Annotated in this window: 12 protein-coding genes; 6 read left to right on the top strand and 6 right to left on the bottom strand. The window is 66.6% G+C overall.

The features are described from left to right. Positions 1 to 88 precede the first annotated feature (88 nt). From ACT3S2_RS07965 to ACT3S2_RS07950, 4 genes are all read left to right on the top strand, one after another. The gene (locus ACT3S2_RS07965) at positions 89 to 994 is read left to right on the top strand and encodes an NADP-dependent oxidoreductase (RefSeq protein ID WP_444554136.1); all 906 of its coding nucleotides are present in this window, start codon (positions 89 to 91) and stop codon (positions 992 to 994) included. Continuing rightward, entirely contained in the window at positions 991 to 3,159 is a 2,169-nt protein-coding gene (locus ACT3S2_RS07960; RefSeq protein ID WP_443411455.1) for a heavy metal translocating P-type ATPase, read from the top strand. The genes ACT3S2_RS07965 and ACT3S2_RS07960 overlap by 4 nt, the downstream gene beginning before the upstream one ends. 127 nt (positions 3,160 to 3,286) lie before the next feature. Then, positions 3,287 to 3,508 (top strand): heavy-metal-associated domain-containing protein, encoded by a 222-nt coding sequence (locus ACT3S2_RS07955; protein ID WP_443383191.1) that lies wholly within the window; start codon positions 3,287 to 3,289, stop codon positions 3,506 to 3,508. Positions 3,509 to 3,634: 126 nt separating this feature from the next. Next, positions 3,635 to 4,318, top strand: a complete 684-nt coding sequence (locus ACT3S2_RS07950) for a Crp/Fnr family transcriptional regulator (protein ID WP_443383188.1) — start codon at positions 3,635 to 3,637, stop codon at positions 4,316 to 4,318. 37 nt (positions 4,319 to 4,355) lie between these two features. On the opposite strand, the gene ACT3S2_RS07945 is transcribed toward ACT3S2_RS07950, so the two are convergent. The 4 genes from ACT3S2_RS07945 to ACT3S2_RS07930 all read right to left on the bottom strand — a co-directional run bounded on the left by ACT3S2_RS07945 (position 4,356) and on the right by ACT3S2_RS07930 (position 9,829). Then, a complete protein-coding gene (locus ACT3S2_RS07945) occupies positions 4,356 to 5,369 on the bottom strand; it encodes an LLM class flavin-dependent oxidoreductase (protein ID WP_443411456.1) in 1,014 nt (337 codons plus the stop codon). Positions 5,370 to 5,442: 73 nt separating this feature from the next. Then, positions 5,443 to 7,470: an ABC transporter ATP-binding protein gene (locus ACT3S2_RS07940; RefSeq protein WP_444554079.1), complete on the bottom strand. Its 2,028-nt coding sequence runs from the start codon at positions 7,468 to 7,470 to the stop codon at positions 5,443 to 5,445. Beyond that, positions 7,467 to 9,200, bottom strand: coding sequence for an ABC transporter ATP-binding protein (locus tag ACT3S2_RS07935; RefSeq protein WP_444554080.1), 1,734 nt, complete (start codon positions 9,198 to 9,200; stop codon positions 7,467 to 7,469). The genes ACT3S2_RS07940 and ACT3S2_RS07935 overlap by 4 nt, the downstream gene beginning before the upstream one ends. 2 nt (positions 9,201 to 9,202) lie before the next feature. Further along, complete coding sequence (locus ACT3S2_RS07930; protein WP_444554081.1) at positions 9,203 to 9,829, bottom strand: TetR/AcrR family transcriptional regulator; 627 nt, start codon at positions 9,827 to 9,829, stop codon at positions 9,203 to 9,205. Between the two features lie 104 nt (positions 9,830 to 9,933). Here ACT3S2_RS07930 and ACT3S2_RS07925 point away from each other — a divergent pair, with 104 nt between their 5' ends. Beyond that, on the top strand, positions 9,934 to 10,956 hold the full coding sequence (locus tag ACT3S2_RS07925) for an LLM class flavin-dependent oxidoreductase (protein WP_443383174.1): 1,023 nt from the start codon (positions 9,934 to 9,936) through the stop codon (positions 10,954 to 10,956). A 41-nt stretch (positions 10,957 to 10,997) separates the two neighbouring features. Here the strand turns inward: ACT3S2_RS07925 and ACT3S2_RS07920 are convergent, their stop codons facing one another. Next, positions 10,998 to 12,557, bottom strand: a complete 1,560-nt coding sequence (locus ACT3S2_RS07920) for a sulfatase-like hydrolase/transferase (RefSeq protein WP_444561507.1) — start codon at positions 12,555 to 12,557, stop codon at positions 10,998 to 11,000. A gap of 203 nt (positions 12,558 to 12,760) precedes the next feature. Next, the gene (locus tag ACT3S2_RS07915; protein ID WP_444554083.1) at positions 12,761 to 12,988 is read right to left on the bottom strand and encodes a hypothetical protein; all 228 of its coding nucleotides are present in this window, start codon (positions 12,986 to 12,988) and stop codon (positions 12,761 to 12,763) included. 166 nt (positions 12,989 to 13,154) lie between these two features. Here ACT3S2_RS07915 and ACT3S2_RS07910 point away from each other — a divergent pair, with 166 nt between their 5' ends. Continuing rightward, on the top strand, positions 13,155 to 15,050 hold the full coding sequence (locus tag ACT3S2_RS07910; protein ID WP_444561506.1) for an FAD-binding monooxygenase: 1,896 nt from the start codon (positions 13,155 to 13,157) through the stop codon (positions 15,048 to 15,050). Positions 15,051 to 15,070: the final 20 nt, after the last annotated feature.

Raw genomic sequence — 15,070 nt, 5'->3', positions numbered from 1 at the left:
CAAGGAAGCGCCGACCGCGGGGGTACCCGCGGGGCCGGCGCCTGAACAGAATCAACTAATTTTCATGAGCACGGCAGGAGGAATTCAGATGTCCACGGCACTGGTTTTCAACGACTACGGCGGACCCGAAACCCAGGAACTCATCGACCGCCAGAGCCCGGCTCCGGGTCCCGGCGAGGTGGCGATCGAGGTGCAAGCAGCTGGAGTGAACCCTGCCGACTGGAAGCTTCGCGAAGGTCTGCTGGGCGAGAACGGGCAGCTCCCGGCACCGCTGGGGCTTGAGGCCTCCGGTGTGGTCACCGCCGTCGGGGACGGGGTGGAGGATTTCACCGTCGGAGACGAAGTGCTCGGCCTGGTGGCTGAGGGCCATGGTGGTTTCGCCCAGCACACGGTGCTGACGGCTTCGAAGACCGTGGGGAAACCCGAGGAGATCTCCTTCGCCGACGCGGCCACCATCCCGGTGGCCGGCGCCACGGCCTACGATGTCACCCACCAGGTCGAACTGGAACCCGGGCAGAGCCTGCTGCTCTTGGGAGCCGCCGGGGGCATCGGGCTGATGGCCGCCCAGATCGGCAAGGTCCACGAATTCACCGTGATCGGTGTGGCCGGTATTGCTGACCAGAAGCTGGTGGAGTCCACCGGCGCCACGTTCATCGAATCAGGCGACGGAGCCGCCGATCGGGTGCGCCGGGTGGCCCCGGAAGGTGTGGACCTGATCGTGGATCTGGTGGGCGGCCGGCCGCTGCGGGACATGGCGCCGTTGGCGAAGAGCCCGCAGAACGTCATCTCCACCGTCGAAGAGGCCACGGTCCAGGAGCTCGGTGGCGCCGCCGTGGTGCGGACCACCGAGGCACTGGAGAAGATCACCGACGTCATCAAATACGGGCTCGTCGACCCACACGTTCGCGCACGCTTCCCCCTGACCGATGCACAGGAGGCCATGGCCGCCGTCGAGACCGGCCACCTGGCAGGAAAGGTGGTTGTTGAACCATGACCGAACCGCGCGACGAACACCTGGACCATCCAGGGCACGGAGACCCACCCCGGTCCGGGCAGACGATGGCGCAGGAGCATACGCACCCGCCAGGGGATGACGCCCACCACGACCACCATGACGGTCACGGCGGGCATGGTGGGCACGAGGGCCATGCCGGGCATGGGGTGGGCATGTTCCGGACTCCCTTCTGGGTCACTCTGGTCCTGTCCATTCCGGTGGTCTGGCTCAGCCCGCTGGTCGCGTCCCTGCTGGGCTACCAGGTTCCCGAGTTTCCGCTCTCAGGGTGGATCGCCCCGGTCCTGGGGACGTTCATCTACTTCTACGGCGGCGCCCCGTTCCTGAAGGGCGGCCTCCAGGAAATCCGATCCCGCCAGCCGGGCATGATGCTGCTGATCGCCATGGCCATCACGGTGGCCTTCCTTGCCTCCTGGATCACCTTCCTGGGCCTCGGCGGCTTCAGCCTGGACTTCTGGTGGGAACTGGCCCTGCTGGTGGTCGTGATGCTCCTGGGCCACTGGATGGAGATGCGAGCCCTCGGTTCGGCCTCCTCCGCCCTGGATGCCCTCGCCGAGCTGCTCCCCGACGAGGCGGAGCGGATTCCCGAGGACGGTGGAGACCCCGTCACGGTGTCCATCTCGGAACTGGCGGTAGGGGACATCGTCCTGGTGCGCTCCGGGGGCCGGGTGCCGGCCGACGGCGTCATCACCGACGGCAGTGCCGGTTTCGACGAGTCGATGATCACCGGCGAATCCAGCACAGTGGCCCGCGGATCGGGTGAGACAGTCGTTGCCGGGACGGTCGCCACCGATAATTCCGTGCGCCTGCGCATCGAGGCCACCGGCGAGGATACGACCCTCTCGGGGATCCAACGGATGGTCTCCGAGGCCCAGGAGTCCACCTCCCGCGCCCAGGCCCTGGCCGACCGTGCCGCTGCCTTGCTGTTCTGGTTCGCACTGGGGGCCGCGATCATCACCGCGATCGTCTGGGTGGCGATCGGCCAGCCCTCCGATGCGGTCACCCGCACCGTCACCGTCCTGGTCATTGCCTGCCCGCACGCCCTGGGTTTGGCGATCCCCTTGGTCATCGCCATTTCCACCGAGCGGGCAGCGACGGCCGGGGTCCTGATCAAGAACCGGCTGGCGTTGGAGAAGATGCGCACCGTCGACGTCGTGCTCTTCGATAAGACCGGCACCCTCACCGAGGGCGCCCACGCCGTCACCGGCACCGCCACCACCGGCGGCATTTCCGAGGACGAACTGCTGCGGTGGGCTGCCGCGGCCGAATCCGAATCCGAGCACCCCGTGGCCCGGGCCATCACCACGGCCGCCGAGGCAGCTGGCCCCGGATCCGGCTCTTCGCTGACGGCGACGAACTTCCAGGCCGCTGCCGGTCGCGGGGTGAAGGCCGAGGTCGACGGCGTCGAGGTGATGGTCGGCGGGCCCAACATGCTGCGCGAGTTGGGGCTGGAACCCACCCCCGAGCTACGTGAAGACGTCGCCGGATGGATCGACCGGGGAGCCTCCATCCTGCATGTGGTCCGGGACCGGGTGGTCTTGGGCGCCATCGCGCTGGAGGACCGGGTTCGGCAGGAGTCACGCGAAGCGGTCGACGCCTTGCGCTCACATGGGGTGAAGGTCGCGCTGATCACCGGCGACGCCCAGCAGGTGGCCGATGCCGTGGCCCGGGATCTGGGTATCGACGAGGTGTTCGCCGAGGTCCTGCCACGCGATAAGGACGCGAAGGTCACCGAACTTCAGCAGCGGGGCCTCAGCGTGGCCATGGTCGGTGACGGCGTCAACGACGCCCCGGCCCTGGCCCGCGCCGAGGTGGGCATCGCGATTGGCGCCGGGACCGACATCGCCGTGGAATCCGCCGGCGTGGTCCTGGCGGGTAACGACCCGCGCTCGGTGGTGTCCCTGCTGGTGCTCTCCCGGGCCAGCTACGCCAAGATGCTGCAGAACCTGTGGTGGGCCGGAGGCTACAACATCATCGCGGTCCCGCTGGCCGCCGGTGTCCTGGCACCCATCGGGTTCGTCCTCTCCCCCGCGGTCGGGGCGGTCCTGATGTCGTTGTCCACGATCATCGTGGCGCTGAACGCCCAGTTGCTCCGTCGCGTGGAACTGGCCCCGGAGAGAGTCGCCGGCACCCGATCCGACCGGTGACGGCCGGGTGGCGATGGCGCCGATCGATCCGCCCGGACCGCCTTGACCCACATCAAGGCGGTCCGGGCCAGGTTGCGGTGGAATGGAATCACCCACGTAGGGAACCATCGTTCAGGAGGCAGCCACCATGCACACCGCATCATTCCGTACCCCACCCTTCACCTCCCCCACGTGCGTCCAGGACCTGGAAACCGCCCTGCCCCGGCAGGCCGGGATCACCTCGGCCACCGTGGAGTTCGAGGAGCGGAAGGTCAACGTCGAGTTCGACAGCATGAAGACCAATGTCGAGAAGATCGCCGATCTGATCACCGGGTTGGGCTATCCGGTGCTCTCCACCAAGCTCTGGTAGCTGTCCGCCGTGTCCGGCGTCGGAGACCTAGACTGGGATGCACCGCGACGGCAGCTGTTCCCGCCGTCGCAGACGACGTCGAAGGAGGCGGCCCACGATGAGCCCCCAGGAATCGGTGACCCGCTGATGAGCACCACCCCGGCAGGTCACGACCACCGGGACCAGTGTGTGGCGCTGGTCCCGATCTTCGCGCACCTGGATCCCGACGAACAGCATGAGATCGCTTCCCGCGCGCGCCAACGCAGTTTCCGAAGGGGTGAACTGCTCTACTCCCCCGGGGATGAGGATCGCTCCTTGATGATCGTCCACCGCGGGAAGGTCAAGACCTACCGCGGCAACGAGTCGGGCCATGAACAGATCCTGCGGGTCCTGGATCCGGGAAGCTTCATCGGTGAGACGGCCTTCCTCCACGCCGGTCAGTCGGACCACTATGCCTTGGCGCTGGAGGACGCGGAAATCTGCTCCCTGCACCACGAGGACATCCGCGGGTTCCTGGTCAGCTATCCGACGATCGCGTTGAAGATGCTCGAGACCGTCACCGAACGGCTCGAGCAGACCGAACGGACGCTCAGTTCCTATACCGGCGAGGACGCCGGATCGCGGATCGCCGGATATCTGTTGGAGAGCGCCGACCCGGCCACCGGGGCGCTGACTCTGCCGATGTCCAAACGCGATCTGGCCTCGCTGTTGGGCACCACCCCGGAGACGCTCAGCCGGCGCTTGGCGGCCTTCACCGAGGCCGGCTGGATCGACCAGTCCTCCGGCGGGCGGATCCACGTGCTGGACCGGGGGGCGTTGGCCCGGGCCTGAACCGGCCGCGGATCCACCGGCTCCCGGCCCACCGTGCCTACGGCCGGGGTGTCAGTTCGAAGACCTCGGCGAGCAGGGCGTGGGACTTCATTTGCGCCTGGTGATCGGTCATCATGTTCATCGCCATGAGTTCGTCGATCTGCCCGGCCTCGGCCAACTGCATCAGCTGGTCCCTCACCTGTTGCGGGTTCCCGACGATGAAGCGTCCTTCCGATCCGGCCCGGGCCTGTTCCTCGCCGGCGGTGTAGCGGTGGTTCGCGGCCTCTTCCACCGTCGGCGGGGCGTGGTGGATCTGTCCGGTCCCCCACCGGGCCCACTGCAGTTCGGCCGGTCCGGCCAGATACCGGGCCTCCTCCGCGGTCTCGGCACAGACGACGATGGTCGACAGCATCGAATACGGCGCCTCACGATACGCCGAGGGCTGGAAGGCCTCCCGGTAGGCGCGCAGTACGGGGATCGCCATTGCCGGGTTGATCTGTCCGGCGAAGGCGAAGCCCATGCCCAGTTGCGAGGCGATCCGCATGCCCCCGTCGCTGGAACCGAGCATGAACAGCTCGGGGCGCAGGGAGGCCTCCGGGGACGGGGTGATGTCCCGGTACGGGTGGTCCTCGGGGAAGTCCCGGTCGAAGAACGCGAGCACCTCGAGCAGCAGGTTCATCAGCCCCTGGCCGGTCAACGGCTCCTGGTTGTTCCGCAGGGCGGCATTGGTGATCGCGCTGGTCCCCGAGGCCCGCCCCATCCCCAGGTCGATGCGGCCGGGATGCAACGCCTCGAGGATCGAGAAGTTCTCCACCACGCGCAGCGGACTGTGGTTGGGCAGCATCACCCCTCCGGAGCCGACCCGGATGTTCTTCGTCAGCGCGGCGGCATGGGCGATGAGCAGATCGGGGGAGGTGCTCATCTGGTGTTTGCTGCTGTGGTGCTCGGTGAACCACAGCCGGGTGAATCCGAGCCGGTCGGCCTGCTGGGCGGCCTCGGTCGCATGCTGTAGGGCCTGTTCGGCCGATTCGCCGTTGTACAGGCCAACGCCTTCAAGGATGGAGAGTTTCATGGGTGGTCCTTCCAGCCGGGAACCTGCCGTCCCCGGATCTTCGTCAAACATGGTGCCTGGGTTCTTCCCCGGCCTAGGGGGCGGCCGGCGGGGTGGTGTCTGCGGGGTCCTCCAGCGTCTCATCGTCCATGGGGGCGTCGAATTCAGCGTTGGTCAGCCGCCAGTAGGCGCCGCGGGCGGCCAGCAGTTCGTGGTGGTTGCCCTGTTCGACGATGGCCCCGTCCTTCATGACCAGGATCAGGTCCGCATCGCGAATGGTGGAGAGCCGGTGGGCGATCACGAACGCCGTCCGGTCCTCCCGCAGCTTGAGCATGGCCCGTTGGATGAGCAGCTCGGTGCGGGTATCGACCGAGGAGGTCGCCTCGTCGAGGATGAGCAACCGCGGGTCGGCCAGGAACGCCCGGGCGATGGTCACCAGCTGGCGTTCGCCCACACTGAGGTTGGTGGCCTCGTCTTCGAGCATTGTCTCGTAGCCCTCCGGCAGCGCGTGGACGAAGCGGTCCACATAGGCCGCCGAAGCCGCCTGGGCCAGTTCCTCCTCGGTGGCGTCGGGTCGGCCATAGAGGATATTCTCGCGGATGGTCCCGGCGAACAGCCAGGTATCCTGCAGCACCATCCCGGTCCTGGCCCGTAGGTCCTGCCGGGTCATCGACCGGGTCTCCACGGCGTCGGATCCGTCCTCGGCGCAGCCCAGGCTGATCGCCCCGGAGTCGATGTCGTAGAACCGCATGATGAGGTTGACCAGGGTGGTCTTGCCCGCACCGGTGGGTCCGACGATCGCCACCGTGCTGCCTGGGCTGGCGGTGAGGTTCAGCCCCTCGATGAGCGGGGTGTCGGCGTCATAGCGGAAGGACACGTCCTTGAACTCCAGGTGGCTGGCGTGCTCGGGCACCGTCTCGGCGGGATCGGCTTCTCGGCTCCGCTCCTCCGCGTCGAGCAGCTCGAACACCCGCTCGGCGCTGGCCACCCCCGATTGGAGCAGGTTCGCCATCGAGCCGAGTTGGCTCAGCGGTTGGGTGAACTGCCGGGCATATTGGGTGAAGGCCTGCACGTCACCGATGGACAGCTGGCCGGAGGCGACCCGCAGGCCGCCGACGACGGCGATTCCGACATAGACGAGGTTCCCGATGAAGGTCATGCTGGGCATGATGATCCCGGAGACGAACTGGGCGCCGAAGCTGGCCCGGTAGACCTTCGCGTTCTCTTCCCGGAAGGCCTGCTCGACCTCCTGCTGGTGGCCGAAGACCTTGACGATCGCGTGCCCGGAGTAGGTTTCCTCGACCCGGGCGTTCAGGATCCCCGTCTGTTTCCATTGCTCGGCGAACATCCGCTGCGAGCGGCGGGCCACCAGCACGGTGATGAGGATGGTCAGCGGGATCGTCACCAGGGCGATGGCCGCCAGAGTGGGTGAAATCAGGAACATCATCAGCAGCACCCCGATCACCGTCAGCAACGAGGTGATGACCTGGCTCAGGGTCTGCTGCAGCGATTGGCCGATGTTGTCGACGTCGTTCGTGACCCTCGAGAGCAGTTCCCCGCGCTGGACCTTGTCGAAATAGCGCAACGGCAGCCGGTGGAGCTTGGCTTCGACCTGCAGACGCAACCGGTGGGCCGCCCGCTGGACGACGACGTTGAGGATGCGGGCCTGCACCAGCCGGAAGGCGCTGCCGAAGAGATAGACCGCCAGGACCAGTGCGAGGATCATGCCCAGCTGGGTGAAGTCGATCCCGGCGCCGGGGACGAAGTCCATCGAGCGCAGCATGTCAGCCTGGTTGGTCTGCCCGTGGGCGACGAGCTGGTCCACGACATCGGCCTTGCTGGTGCCGGCCGGGAAACGCAGGGAAATGAACCCGGCGAAGACGACGTTGGTGCCCTCGCCCAGCAGCTTGGGGCCGATGACGGTCAGCCCCACGCTGATCACCCCGAGGATGACGACCCAGATGATCCGTGACGCATCCTGGCGCAGGGTGCCCAGCAGCCGTTTGGCCGAAGGGAAGAAGTTCAACGCCTTCGCCGTGGGCGCCCCACCCCCGGGTCCGCGGCCCCCGGGACCGCGCCGAGGTGCCGGGGACGAGGCGCTCGAGGTCCGCTGCCCGCTCATGATGCCGCCTCCACGCTCTGCTGGGATTCGACGATCTCGCGGTAGGTTCCGCAGCTGTCCAGCAGCTGGGCATGCGGCCCGGCTCCGACGACCTCGCCGTGGTCCAGCACGATGATCTGGTCGGCGTCGCGGATGGTGCTCACGCGTTGGGCGACGACGATGCGGGTGGCCTCCGGCAGTTGGGCGTCCAGGGCCCGGCGCAGGGCGGCATCGGTGGCCACGTCCAGCGCGGAGAAGGAGTCGTCGAAGATGTAGATCTCGGGGCGTTTGACCAGGGCCCGGGCGATCGCCAGGCGCTGGCGTTGCCCGCCGGAGACGTTCGTGCCTCCTTGGGCGATCTCCGCCTCCAGTCCCAACGGTTTGGCGGCGACGAAATCGCGGGCCTGGGCGATCTCCAGGGCCTGCCAGAGATCCTCGTCGGTGGCCTCCGAGTTCCCGTAGCGCAGGTTCGAGGCGATGGTCCCGGAGAACAGGAACGCCTGTTGCGGGATGAGCCCGATGCGCTCCCACAGCTCATCCGGGTCGAGGCTGGCCACCTCGGCGTCGTCCACTGACACGGTGCCGCCGGTGACGTCGAAGAGCCGTGGCACCAGACCGATGAGGGTCGACTTGCCGGACCCGGTGGACCCGATGATCGCCGTCGTCGTCCCCGGGCCCACGGTGAAGGAGATGTCCTTCAGCACCGGTTGGTCGGCGCCCGGGTAGGTGAACTCCACCTGTTCGAAGGCGACAGCCCCGGTGCGCCGACCGGGGCTGACCGGTTCGGCGGGGGCGAGCACCGAGGTGTCGGTGTCCAGTACGTCCCCGATGCGCTGGGCGGAGACGGCGGCGCGCGGGATCATCACGAACATGAGCGCGGCCATCATCACACCCATGAGGATCTGCATCATGTATTGGAGGAAGGCGAACAGCGTGCCGATCTGGGCGTTGCCGTCCTGGACCTCGGAGGCACCGAACCAGATGACAGCGACGCTGGAGACGTTCATGACCAGCATGATCGCCGGCATCATCAGGGCCATCAGGTTACCGGCGCGGATGCCGACCTCGGCCACGCCTTCGCTGGCGGTCCCGAAGCGGGCGCGCTCCTCCTTCTCGCGGACGAAGGCGCGGATGACCCGGATGCCGGTGAGTTGTTCGCGCATGATCTGGTTCAGCCGGTCGATGCGCTTCTGCATCAGTTGGAAGGCCGGAACCATGCGCACGACGACCAGGCCCACGATCGCCAGCAGCACCGGGATGCTCACCACCATCAGCCAGGACAATCCGACGTCCTGCCGCACGGCCATGATCACCCCGCCGATGGCGAGCATGGGGGCGGAGACCATCAGCGTGGAGGTCATCTGCACCATCCGCTGGACCTGCTGCACGTCATTGGTGTTGCGGGTGATCAACGACGGGGCCCCGAACTTTCCGACCTCGCGTTGGGAGAAGCCCACGACCCGATGGAAGAGTCCGTCGCGCAGATCCCGGCCCATCCCCATCGCGAGTTTGGAGCCGAAATACACGGCGACGATGGCGCAGGCGACCTGGACCAGGGTGACCGCGAGCATCAGGGCGCCGGTGGACCAGATGTAGCCGATGTCGCCGGTGACCACACCCTGGTCGATGATGTCGGCGTTCATGGTCGGCAGCAGCAGCGAGGCGAAGGATTGTGCCAGTTGGAACACCAGCACCCCGAGCAGCAGCGGCCAGGCGGGTTTGATGTAGCGAACCATGAGTTTCCAGAGCATGGTCAATCCTTCCTGGCCTGGCCGGCCGCGACGTCGTCGTCCGCGGCTTGTCCGATGATTCCGTGCAGTGCGAAGTCCACCAGTTCGTCGTCGCTGAGTGGGACTCCCCCGCCCATGCGTGGTGCCGAGGCGGCGATGACCAGCAGGCGGATCAGGGCGCCGAGTTTCTGCGCAGGGATGTTCAGGCGCGCGGCGTCGGTGGCGAAGGCCGCGGCGGCGCTCTGTTCGAAATGACCTTCGCGGCGGTGCTTCATGTATTCGTGGGCTTCCCCGGGATCCAGCAGGGAGATCATCGTGAAGACGCCTTGGGCCCTGGCCCGGGCGGTGCGGATCAGCACCCGCAGCTTCTGGGCCACGTCCAGGTCCGGATCCTCCAGTTCCGGGCCCAGCCCCTGGTGGGTCTGGTCGAAGAAGGCATCGACGACCCCTCGGACCAGTGCCGCCTTGTCGCCGAAGACCCGGAAGATGGTCCCCTCGGCGATGCCGAGGTGGTCGGCCAGCTGGCGGGAGGTCACCGAGGCTCCGTGTTCGAGGTAGAGAGGGATCGCCGAGGTGGCGATCATCGTCCGCCGTTCCTCCGCCGACATGGGCCGGGCACGGGCCGGCTTGGGCCCCTTGCTTTCATCCACCCCTCCAGCGTAATGAGTGAGCGCTCACTCCGCAATGTCCCGGGTAGCCCCCGCACCCGGCTTCCCGAAGGAATAGGAAGCACCGTTCACGGGTTGACGCCCCCGTGAAGAACATCGGATTCCTGTCCTTCGGTCATTGGACCGACCACCCCCAGTCCGCCACGCGCAGCGCCGCCGATGCCCTGCTACAGGGCATCGATCTCGCGGTCGCCGCGGAGGAGCTCGGTGCCGACGGCGCCTACTTCCGGGTCCACCACTATGCCCAGCAATACGCGTCCCCGTTCCCGCTGCTCGCCGCCATCGGCGCACGGACCAGCAGGATCGAGATCGGCACCGGGGTGATCGACATGCGCTATGAGAACCCCCTCTACATGGCCGAGGATGCCGGGGCCGCCGACCTGATCTCCCAAGGACGCCTGCAACTGGGCATCAGCAGGGGGTCCCCCGAACAGGTCATCGACGGTTGGCGACATTTCGGCTTCTCCCCCGCCGAGGGCGAATCCGATGCCGAGATGGGCCGCCGGCATACCGAGCGCCTGCTTGAGGTGCTCACCGGGGAGGGCTTCGCGGAACCAAGCCCGCACCCGATGTTCCCCAATCCTGGCGGGTTGCTCCGGGTGGAACCGCATTCTCCCGGCCTGCGTGAGCGCATCTGGTGGGGATCCGGCTCGAATGCCACTGCCGTCTGGGCCGGGACGCTGGGCATGAACCTGCAAAGCTCCACGCTCAAGGACGATGAATCGGGCAAGCCGTTCCACGTCCAACAGGCGGAGCAGATCGAACTGTACCGGCAGGCCTGGAGGGAGGCCGGGCACCAGCGGGAGCCCCGCGTATCGGTCAGCCGCAGCATCTTCGCGCTGACGGATGAACGGGATTGGCAGTACTTCGGCCGCGACCGCTACAGCTCGGACCAGGTGGGCAACATCGATGAGAAGACCCGGGCCATCTTCGGTCGCTCCTATGCCGGGTCCCCCGAGGAACTCATCGAGCAGCTGGGCCGGGACGAGGCGGTCGCCGCGGCGGACACCGTGCTAATGACGGTCCCCAACCAGTTGGGCGTCGACTACAACGCGCATGTCATCGAGTCGATCCTGGAGCATGTGGCCCCGCCCCTGGGCTGGCGGTAGAGGCAGCACCGCCCGGGCCGGCCTCGGCCCGGGCCAGGGTGCTACTGCTGCGGGATGTCCGCTCCGGCCCAGGCCTTGGCGAAGAACCGTGCGGACCGTGATTTCAGCAGGTCGGCGTAGTCGTCCGGCTCCATGGCCTGCGCCGAATCCTCCGGCACATCGCTGGTGAACGCCGAGACGCCCAGCCCGGCTTCGTGGTTCTTCACCTTCAGGCCGGCGGCCTCCAGGAGCGTGGGGTACAAGTTCAGCTGGTCCACGCGGGGGCGCATCTCACTCTTCTTGTCCTCGCCCGGAATCCAGAACCGGTTGAAGATGGTGCGGTTGGGGTGGTCGTCGAGTTCCTCGTGGAAGGCATCTCCACCGCCCATGTGCTTGAGGTGGTCGCCCATGATCACCACGGCGGTGTCATCGAGGTACCCCTTGTCCTCCATGTAGTCCACGAATCCTGCCACTTGGGTCATGGAGCAGAAGAACATCGAGGTGACTTCGCTTTCCGTGTCCTGATCGCAGTAGTCGTAGATATGAGCCGGCTCGTGGGTGTCGAGAGTCAGCATGGAGAGGTTGAACGGCTGGCCGGACTTCTTCGACTCGGCATGGAGTTCGTCGATCTCGTCCTCGGCGTGGCTCATGAGGCTCTTGTCGCTCAGGCCCCAGTCGCTGCGGAAGTGGCTGGCCGGTTCACCGGCGGCCCGCCAGTCGGTCAGGCCCTTGACGTCGGAGTAGCCGTGGCCTTCCAGGAAGGTGTCCTTGGCGGAGAACTTGCCGTTGGCGCCACCGAGGAAGACGTTCTTATATCCGTGGTCGTCCAGGATGTCACCCAGGCAGGTGATTCCCCCCAGATAGGACTCCACGTCGCTGCCGAGCTTGTTGAGGGCACCGCTGCCGACCGCGGAGTCCATGCCCTTCAGCGGGATGCCGCACTGCGTCGAGGTGATGCCGGACATGGTCCAGCCTCCGCCCTCGTACTGCTGGAAGTCCTCCACGCTCTGCCAGCCATCCTTGGCCTGGGTGACGTCCTGAAGGGGCTCGAAGGCATTCTTCTCGAAGAGCTGGTCGTCGGCCAGGGTGGCTTCCCCGGATTCGAGGTAGATCACCACCAGGTTGCGCTGGTCCTTATCACTGGTGATGGTCGGTTCGACGTAGTAGTCGTCGATGTCGTACTGGGAGTTGCCGGACTTGATGTAGTCCGCCATGCCGACGGTCGAAGAGAAGGCGGTGGTCCCGCCCACGACCAGTCCGGCCACGGCGACGGTGGAGACGGTCCGGACGAACCACGGCGAGCGCCGCGGACGTCGCTCGGAGGGGTTGCGGAAACGTTTGCGCAACCAAGAGTAATGCCATACCGCGATCCCGACCGTAATGAGTAGAGGCAGGACAACGACCAACAGGATGCCGATCCACACCAACGATCCGCCTCCACCATCGGTTTCCACGGAGACGAGATTCAGGAGCATCTGCCCCACGGAGATCTTGCCGAAGAAGATGCGGATGCCAATAGCGGCGAAGAGTAATGAGAGTCCGGCAAAGATCAGCGCATAGATCAGGATCCGCCCGGTAATGACACCGACCCGTCGGGTCGCATGGAGAATCGGAGAAGACATAGCTGCACACCTCGCATTCCAGATGCCCGCGCGTTCGCCGATCACCCTAGACATCCAACCCGTTTTCGGGCAAAAAGTAGCCTAGTGATGCTAGGCCATCCGTTCAATGGTACTTCACCTGCCGTCCACCCGTCATTGACCACACCACGGACGGCGGTGCCTGGCACCGCCGGAAGCTCTCCGAGCGACGAGGCGGGGTGCCCTCAGCCGCTTGGCTTCCGTGCCGTGGTGACCCGCTCGAGGATGAATCCGACGACGGCGATCACCGCGCCGATCAGGGCGACCGGGATCGAGACCAGCATGCCGATTCCTGCCCCGATGTTGGCGCCGGTGTCCGGCGGCGTGAAGACGGAAGCCGCCACGAAGATCACCACCGTCAATCCCACACCCACGGCCAGGACGATGAGTCCGGCCTTCGTTACGCTGCTCATGCGCGAAGCATGGCACAACCTCCCGACGAACAACAGTGGACCAACACTTGTTGCCCACGTCATACTCCCCGTATAGTGTCCAACAGATTACGTGTTCAACTATCGAATATGAAGTTCAAATATAGAACACGCTACCCTGATCAGCACAACGAAGTGAGGACATCCCGTGCAGTTCCACCACCACGGCTACGTTTCCGGCGATCCGCGCATCGAGCCCGCCGCAGGCGTCGGCATCGACCGCCCCGAGGAGCTGCCCGAGCAGGTCGATGTACTCATCGTCGGCTCCGGCCCCGCCGGCATGCTCGCCGCAGCCCAACTCGCCGAATTCCCCAACATCAACACCCGGATCATCGAACGCCGCGGCGGTCGCCTGGAGATCGGCCAGGCCGACGGCATCCAGGCCCGCAGCGTCGAGACCTTCCAGGCCTTCGGATTCGCCGACCGGATCACCTCCGAGGCCTACCAGATCACCGAGATGGCCTTCTGGCGCCCGGACACCGAGAACCCCACCCACATCAGCCGTGGCGGCCGCGCCGTGGACGACGCCACCGGCGTCAGCGAGTTCCCGCACCTGATCGTCAACCAGGCCCGGGTGCTGGACTACTTCGCCGACGTCGCCGCCCACTCCCCCTCCCGGCTGACCCCCGACTTCGGCTGGGAGTTCGAGGGCCTCGAAGTCACCGGAGAAGGCGATCACCCGGTGAAGGTCTCGCTGGTGCGCAGCGCCGGGGAGGACGAAGGGACGAAGAAGACGGTCCACGCCAAATACGTCATCGGCTGCGACGGCGCCCGCTCCAAGGTCCGCTCGGCGATCGGCTGCACCATGGCCGGGGACAAGGCCAACCACGCCTGGGGCGTCATGGACGTGCTGGCCAAGACCGACTTCCCCGACATCCGCACCAAATGCGCCATCCAGTCGCACGACGGCGGATCGATTCTGTTGATCCCGCGCGAGGGCGGGCACCTCTTCCGCATGTACGTCGACCTGGGCGTGGTCCCCGAGGACGACCACGGCAAGGTCCGCACCACCTCCATCGAGGAGGTCATCTCCCGCGCGAACGACATCCTGCACCCCTACACGGTCGACGTCCGCCACGTCGCCTGGAACAGTGTGTACGAGGTCGGCCACCGGCTGACCGACCGGTTCGACGACGTGGCTCCCGACCGGATCGGGATCGATGCCCCGCGCGTGTTCATCACCGGTGACGCCTGCCATACCCACTCGGCCAAGGCCGGTCAGGGCATGAACGTCTCGATGCAGGACGGTTTCAACATCGCCTGGAAGCTCGCCCACGTGCTCGAGGGCCGCAGCCCCGAATCGCTGCTGTCCACCTACTCGGCCGAACGCCAGGTCGTGGCCAAGAACCTCATCGACTTCGATAAGGAATGGTCCACCATGATGGCCAAGAAGCCCGAGGAGTTCGACACCCCCTCGGAGCTCGAGGACTTCTACGTCGCCACCGCCGAGTTCCCCGCCGGCTTCATGACCGAATACGCCCCCTCGGTGGTCACCGGCGAGACCACGCACCAGGAGCTGGCCACCGGCTACCCCGTGGGCAAGCGGTTCAAGTCGGCCATGGCCTCACGGGTCTGCGACACCAACCCGCTCCACCTGGGCCACCAGGCCACCGCCGACGGCCGCTGGCGGATCTACGTCTTCGCCGATGAAGCCACCGCCGGCGCCGACTCCCCCACCACGGAACTGGCCGAATGGCTGACCGTCGCCCCCGGCTCCCCGCTGGCCGCCACCCCCGAGGGGATGGACCTCGACGCTTGGTTCGACGTGCGGGTCATCTACCAGCAGCGCCACGAGGACATCGACATCAACGCCGTCCCCAAGGTCTTCAAGCCCGAGGTCGGGCCGTTCAAGCTCGACTACCTGGAGAAGGTCTTCGGCGTCGTGCCCGGCGAGGATATCTTCGACGAACGGGGTATCTCCCGGAAGGGCGCCATCGTCGTCGTCCGCCCGGACCAGTACGTGTCCCACGTGCTGCCGCTGACCGCCACGGACGAGCTCGCCGCGTTCTTCGCCCCCCTGCTGGCGGTCGAGGCCATGAAGTAGAGACAGCCCACCACTGCAGC

The sequence above is a fragment of the Arthrobacter sp. AOP36-A1-22 genome (genome assembly GCF_052377615.1).
GTDB lineage: Bacteria > Actinomycetota > Actinomycetes > Actinomycetales > Micrococcaceae > Arthrobacter_H.
The sequence above is the reverse complement of the archived record's forward strand: the minus strand, read 5'-3'. Positions and strand labels throughout refer to the sequence as shown.

What these genes read in the sequence shown, in the direction of transcription:
- ACT3S2_RS07965 (WP_444554136.1), top strand. Translation starts at nt 89, where the DNA reads ATGTCCACGGCACTGGTTTTCAACGACTACGGCGGACCCGAAACCCAG.
- ACT3S2_RS07960 (WP_443411455.1), top strand. Translation starts at nt 991, where the DNA reads ATGACCGAACCGCGCGACGAACACCTGGACCATCCAGGGCACGGAGAC.
- ACT3S2_RS07955 (WP_443383191.1), top strand. Translation starts at nt 3,287, where the DNA reads ATGCACACCGCATCATTCCGTACCCCACCCTTCACCTCCCCCACGTGC.
- ACT3S2_RS07950 (WP_443383188.1), top strand. Translation starts at nt 3,635, where the DNA reads ATGAGCACCACCCCGGCAGGTCACGACCACCGGGACCAGTGTGTGGCG.
- ACT3S2_RS07945 (WP_443411456.1), bottom strand. Translation starts at nt 5,369, where the DNA reads ATGAAACTCTCCATCCTTGAAGGCGTTGGCCTGTACAACGGCGAATCG.
- ACT3S2_RS07940 (WP_444554079.1), bottom strand. Translation starts at nt 7,470, where the DNA reads ATGAGCGGGCAGCGGACCTCGAGCGCCTCGTCCCCGGCACCTCGGCGC.
- ACT3S2_RS07935 (WP_444554080.1), bottom strand. Translation starts at nt 9,200, where the DNA reads ATGCTCTGGAAACTCATGGTTCGCTACATCAAACCCGCCTGGCCGCTG.
- ACT3S2_RS07920 (WP_444561507.1), bottom strand. Translation starts at nt 12,557, where the DNA reads ATGTCTTCTCCGATTCTCCATGCGACCCGACGGGTCGGTGTCATTACC.
- ACT3S2_RS07915 (WP_444554083.1), bottom strand. Translation starts at nt 12,988, where the DNA reads ATGAGCAGCGTAACGAAGGCCGGACTCATCGTCCTGGCCGTGGGTGTG.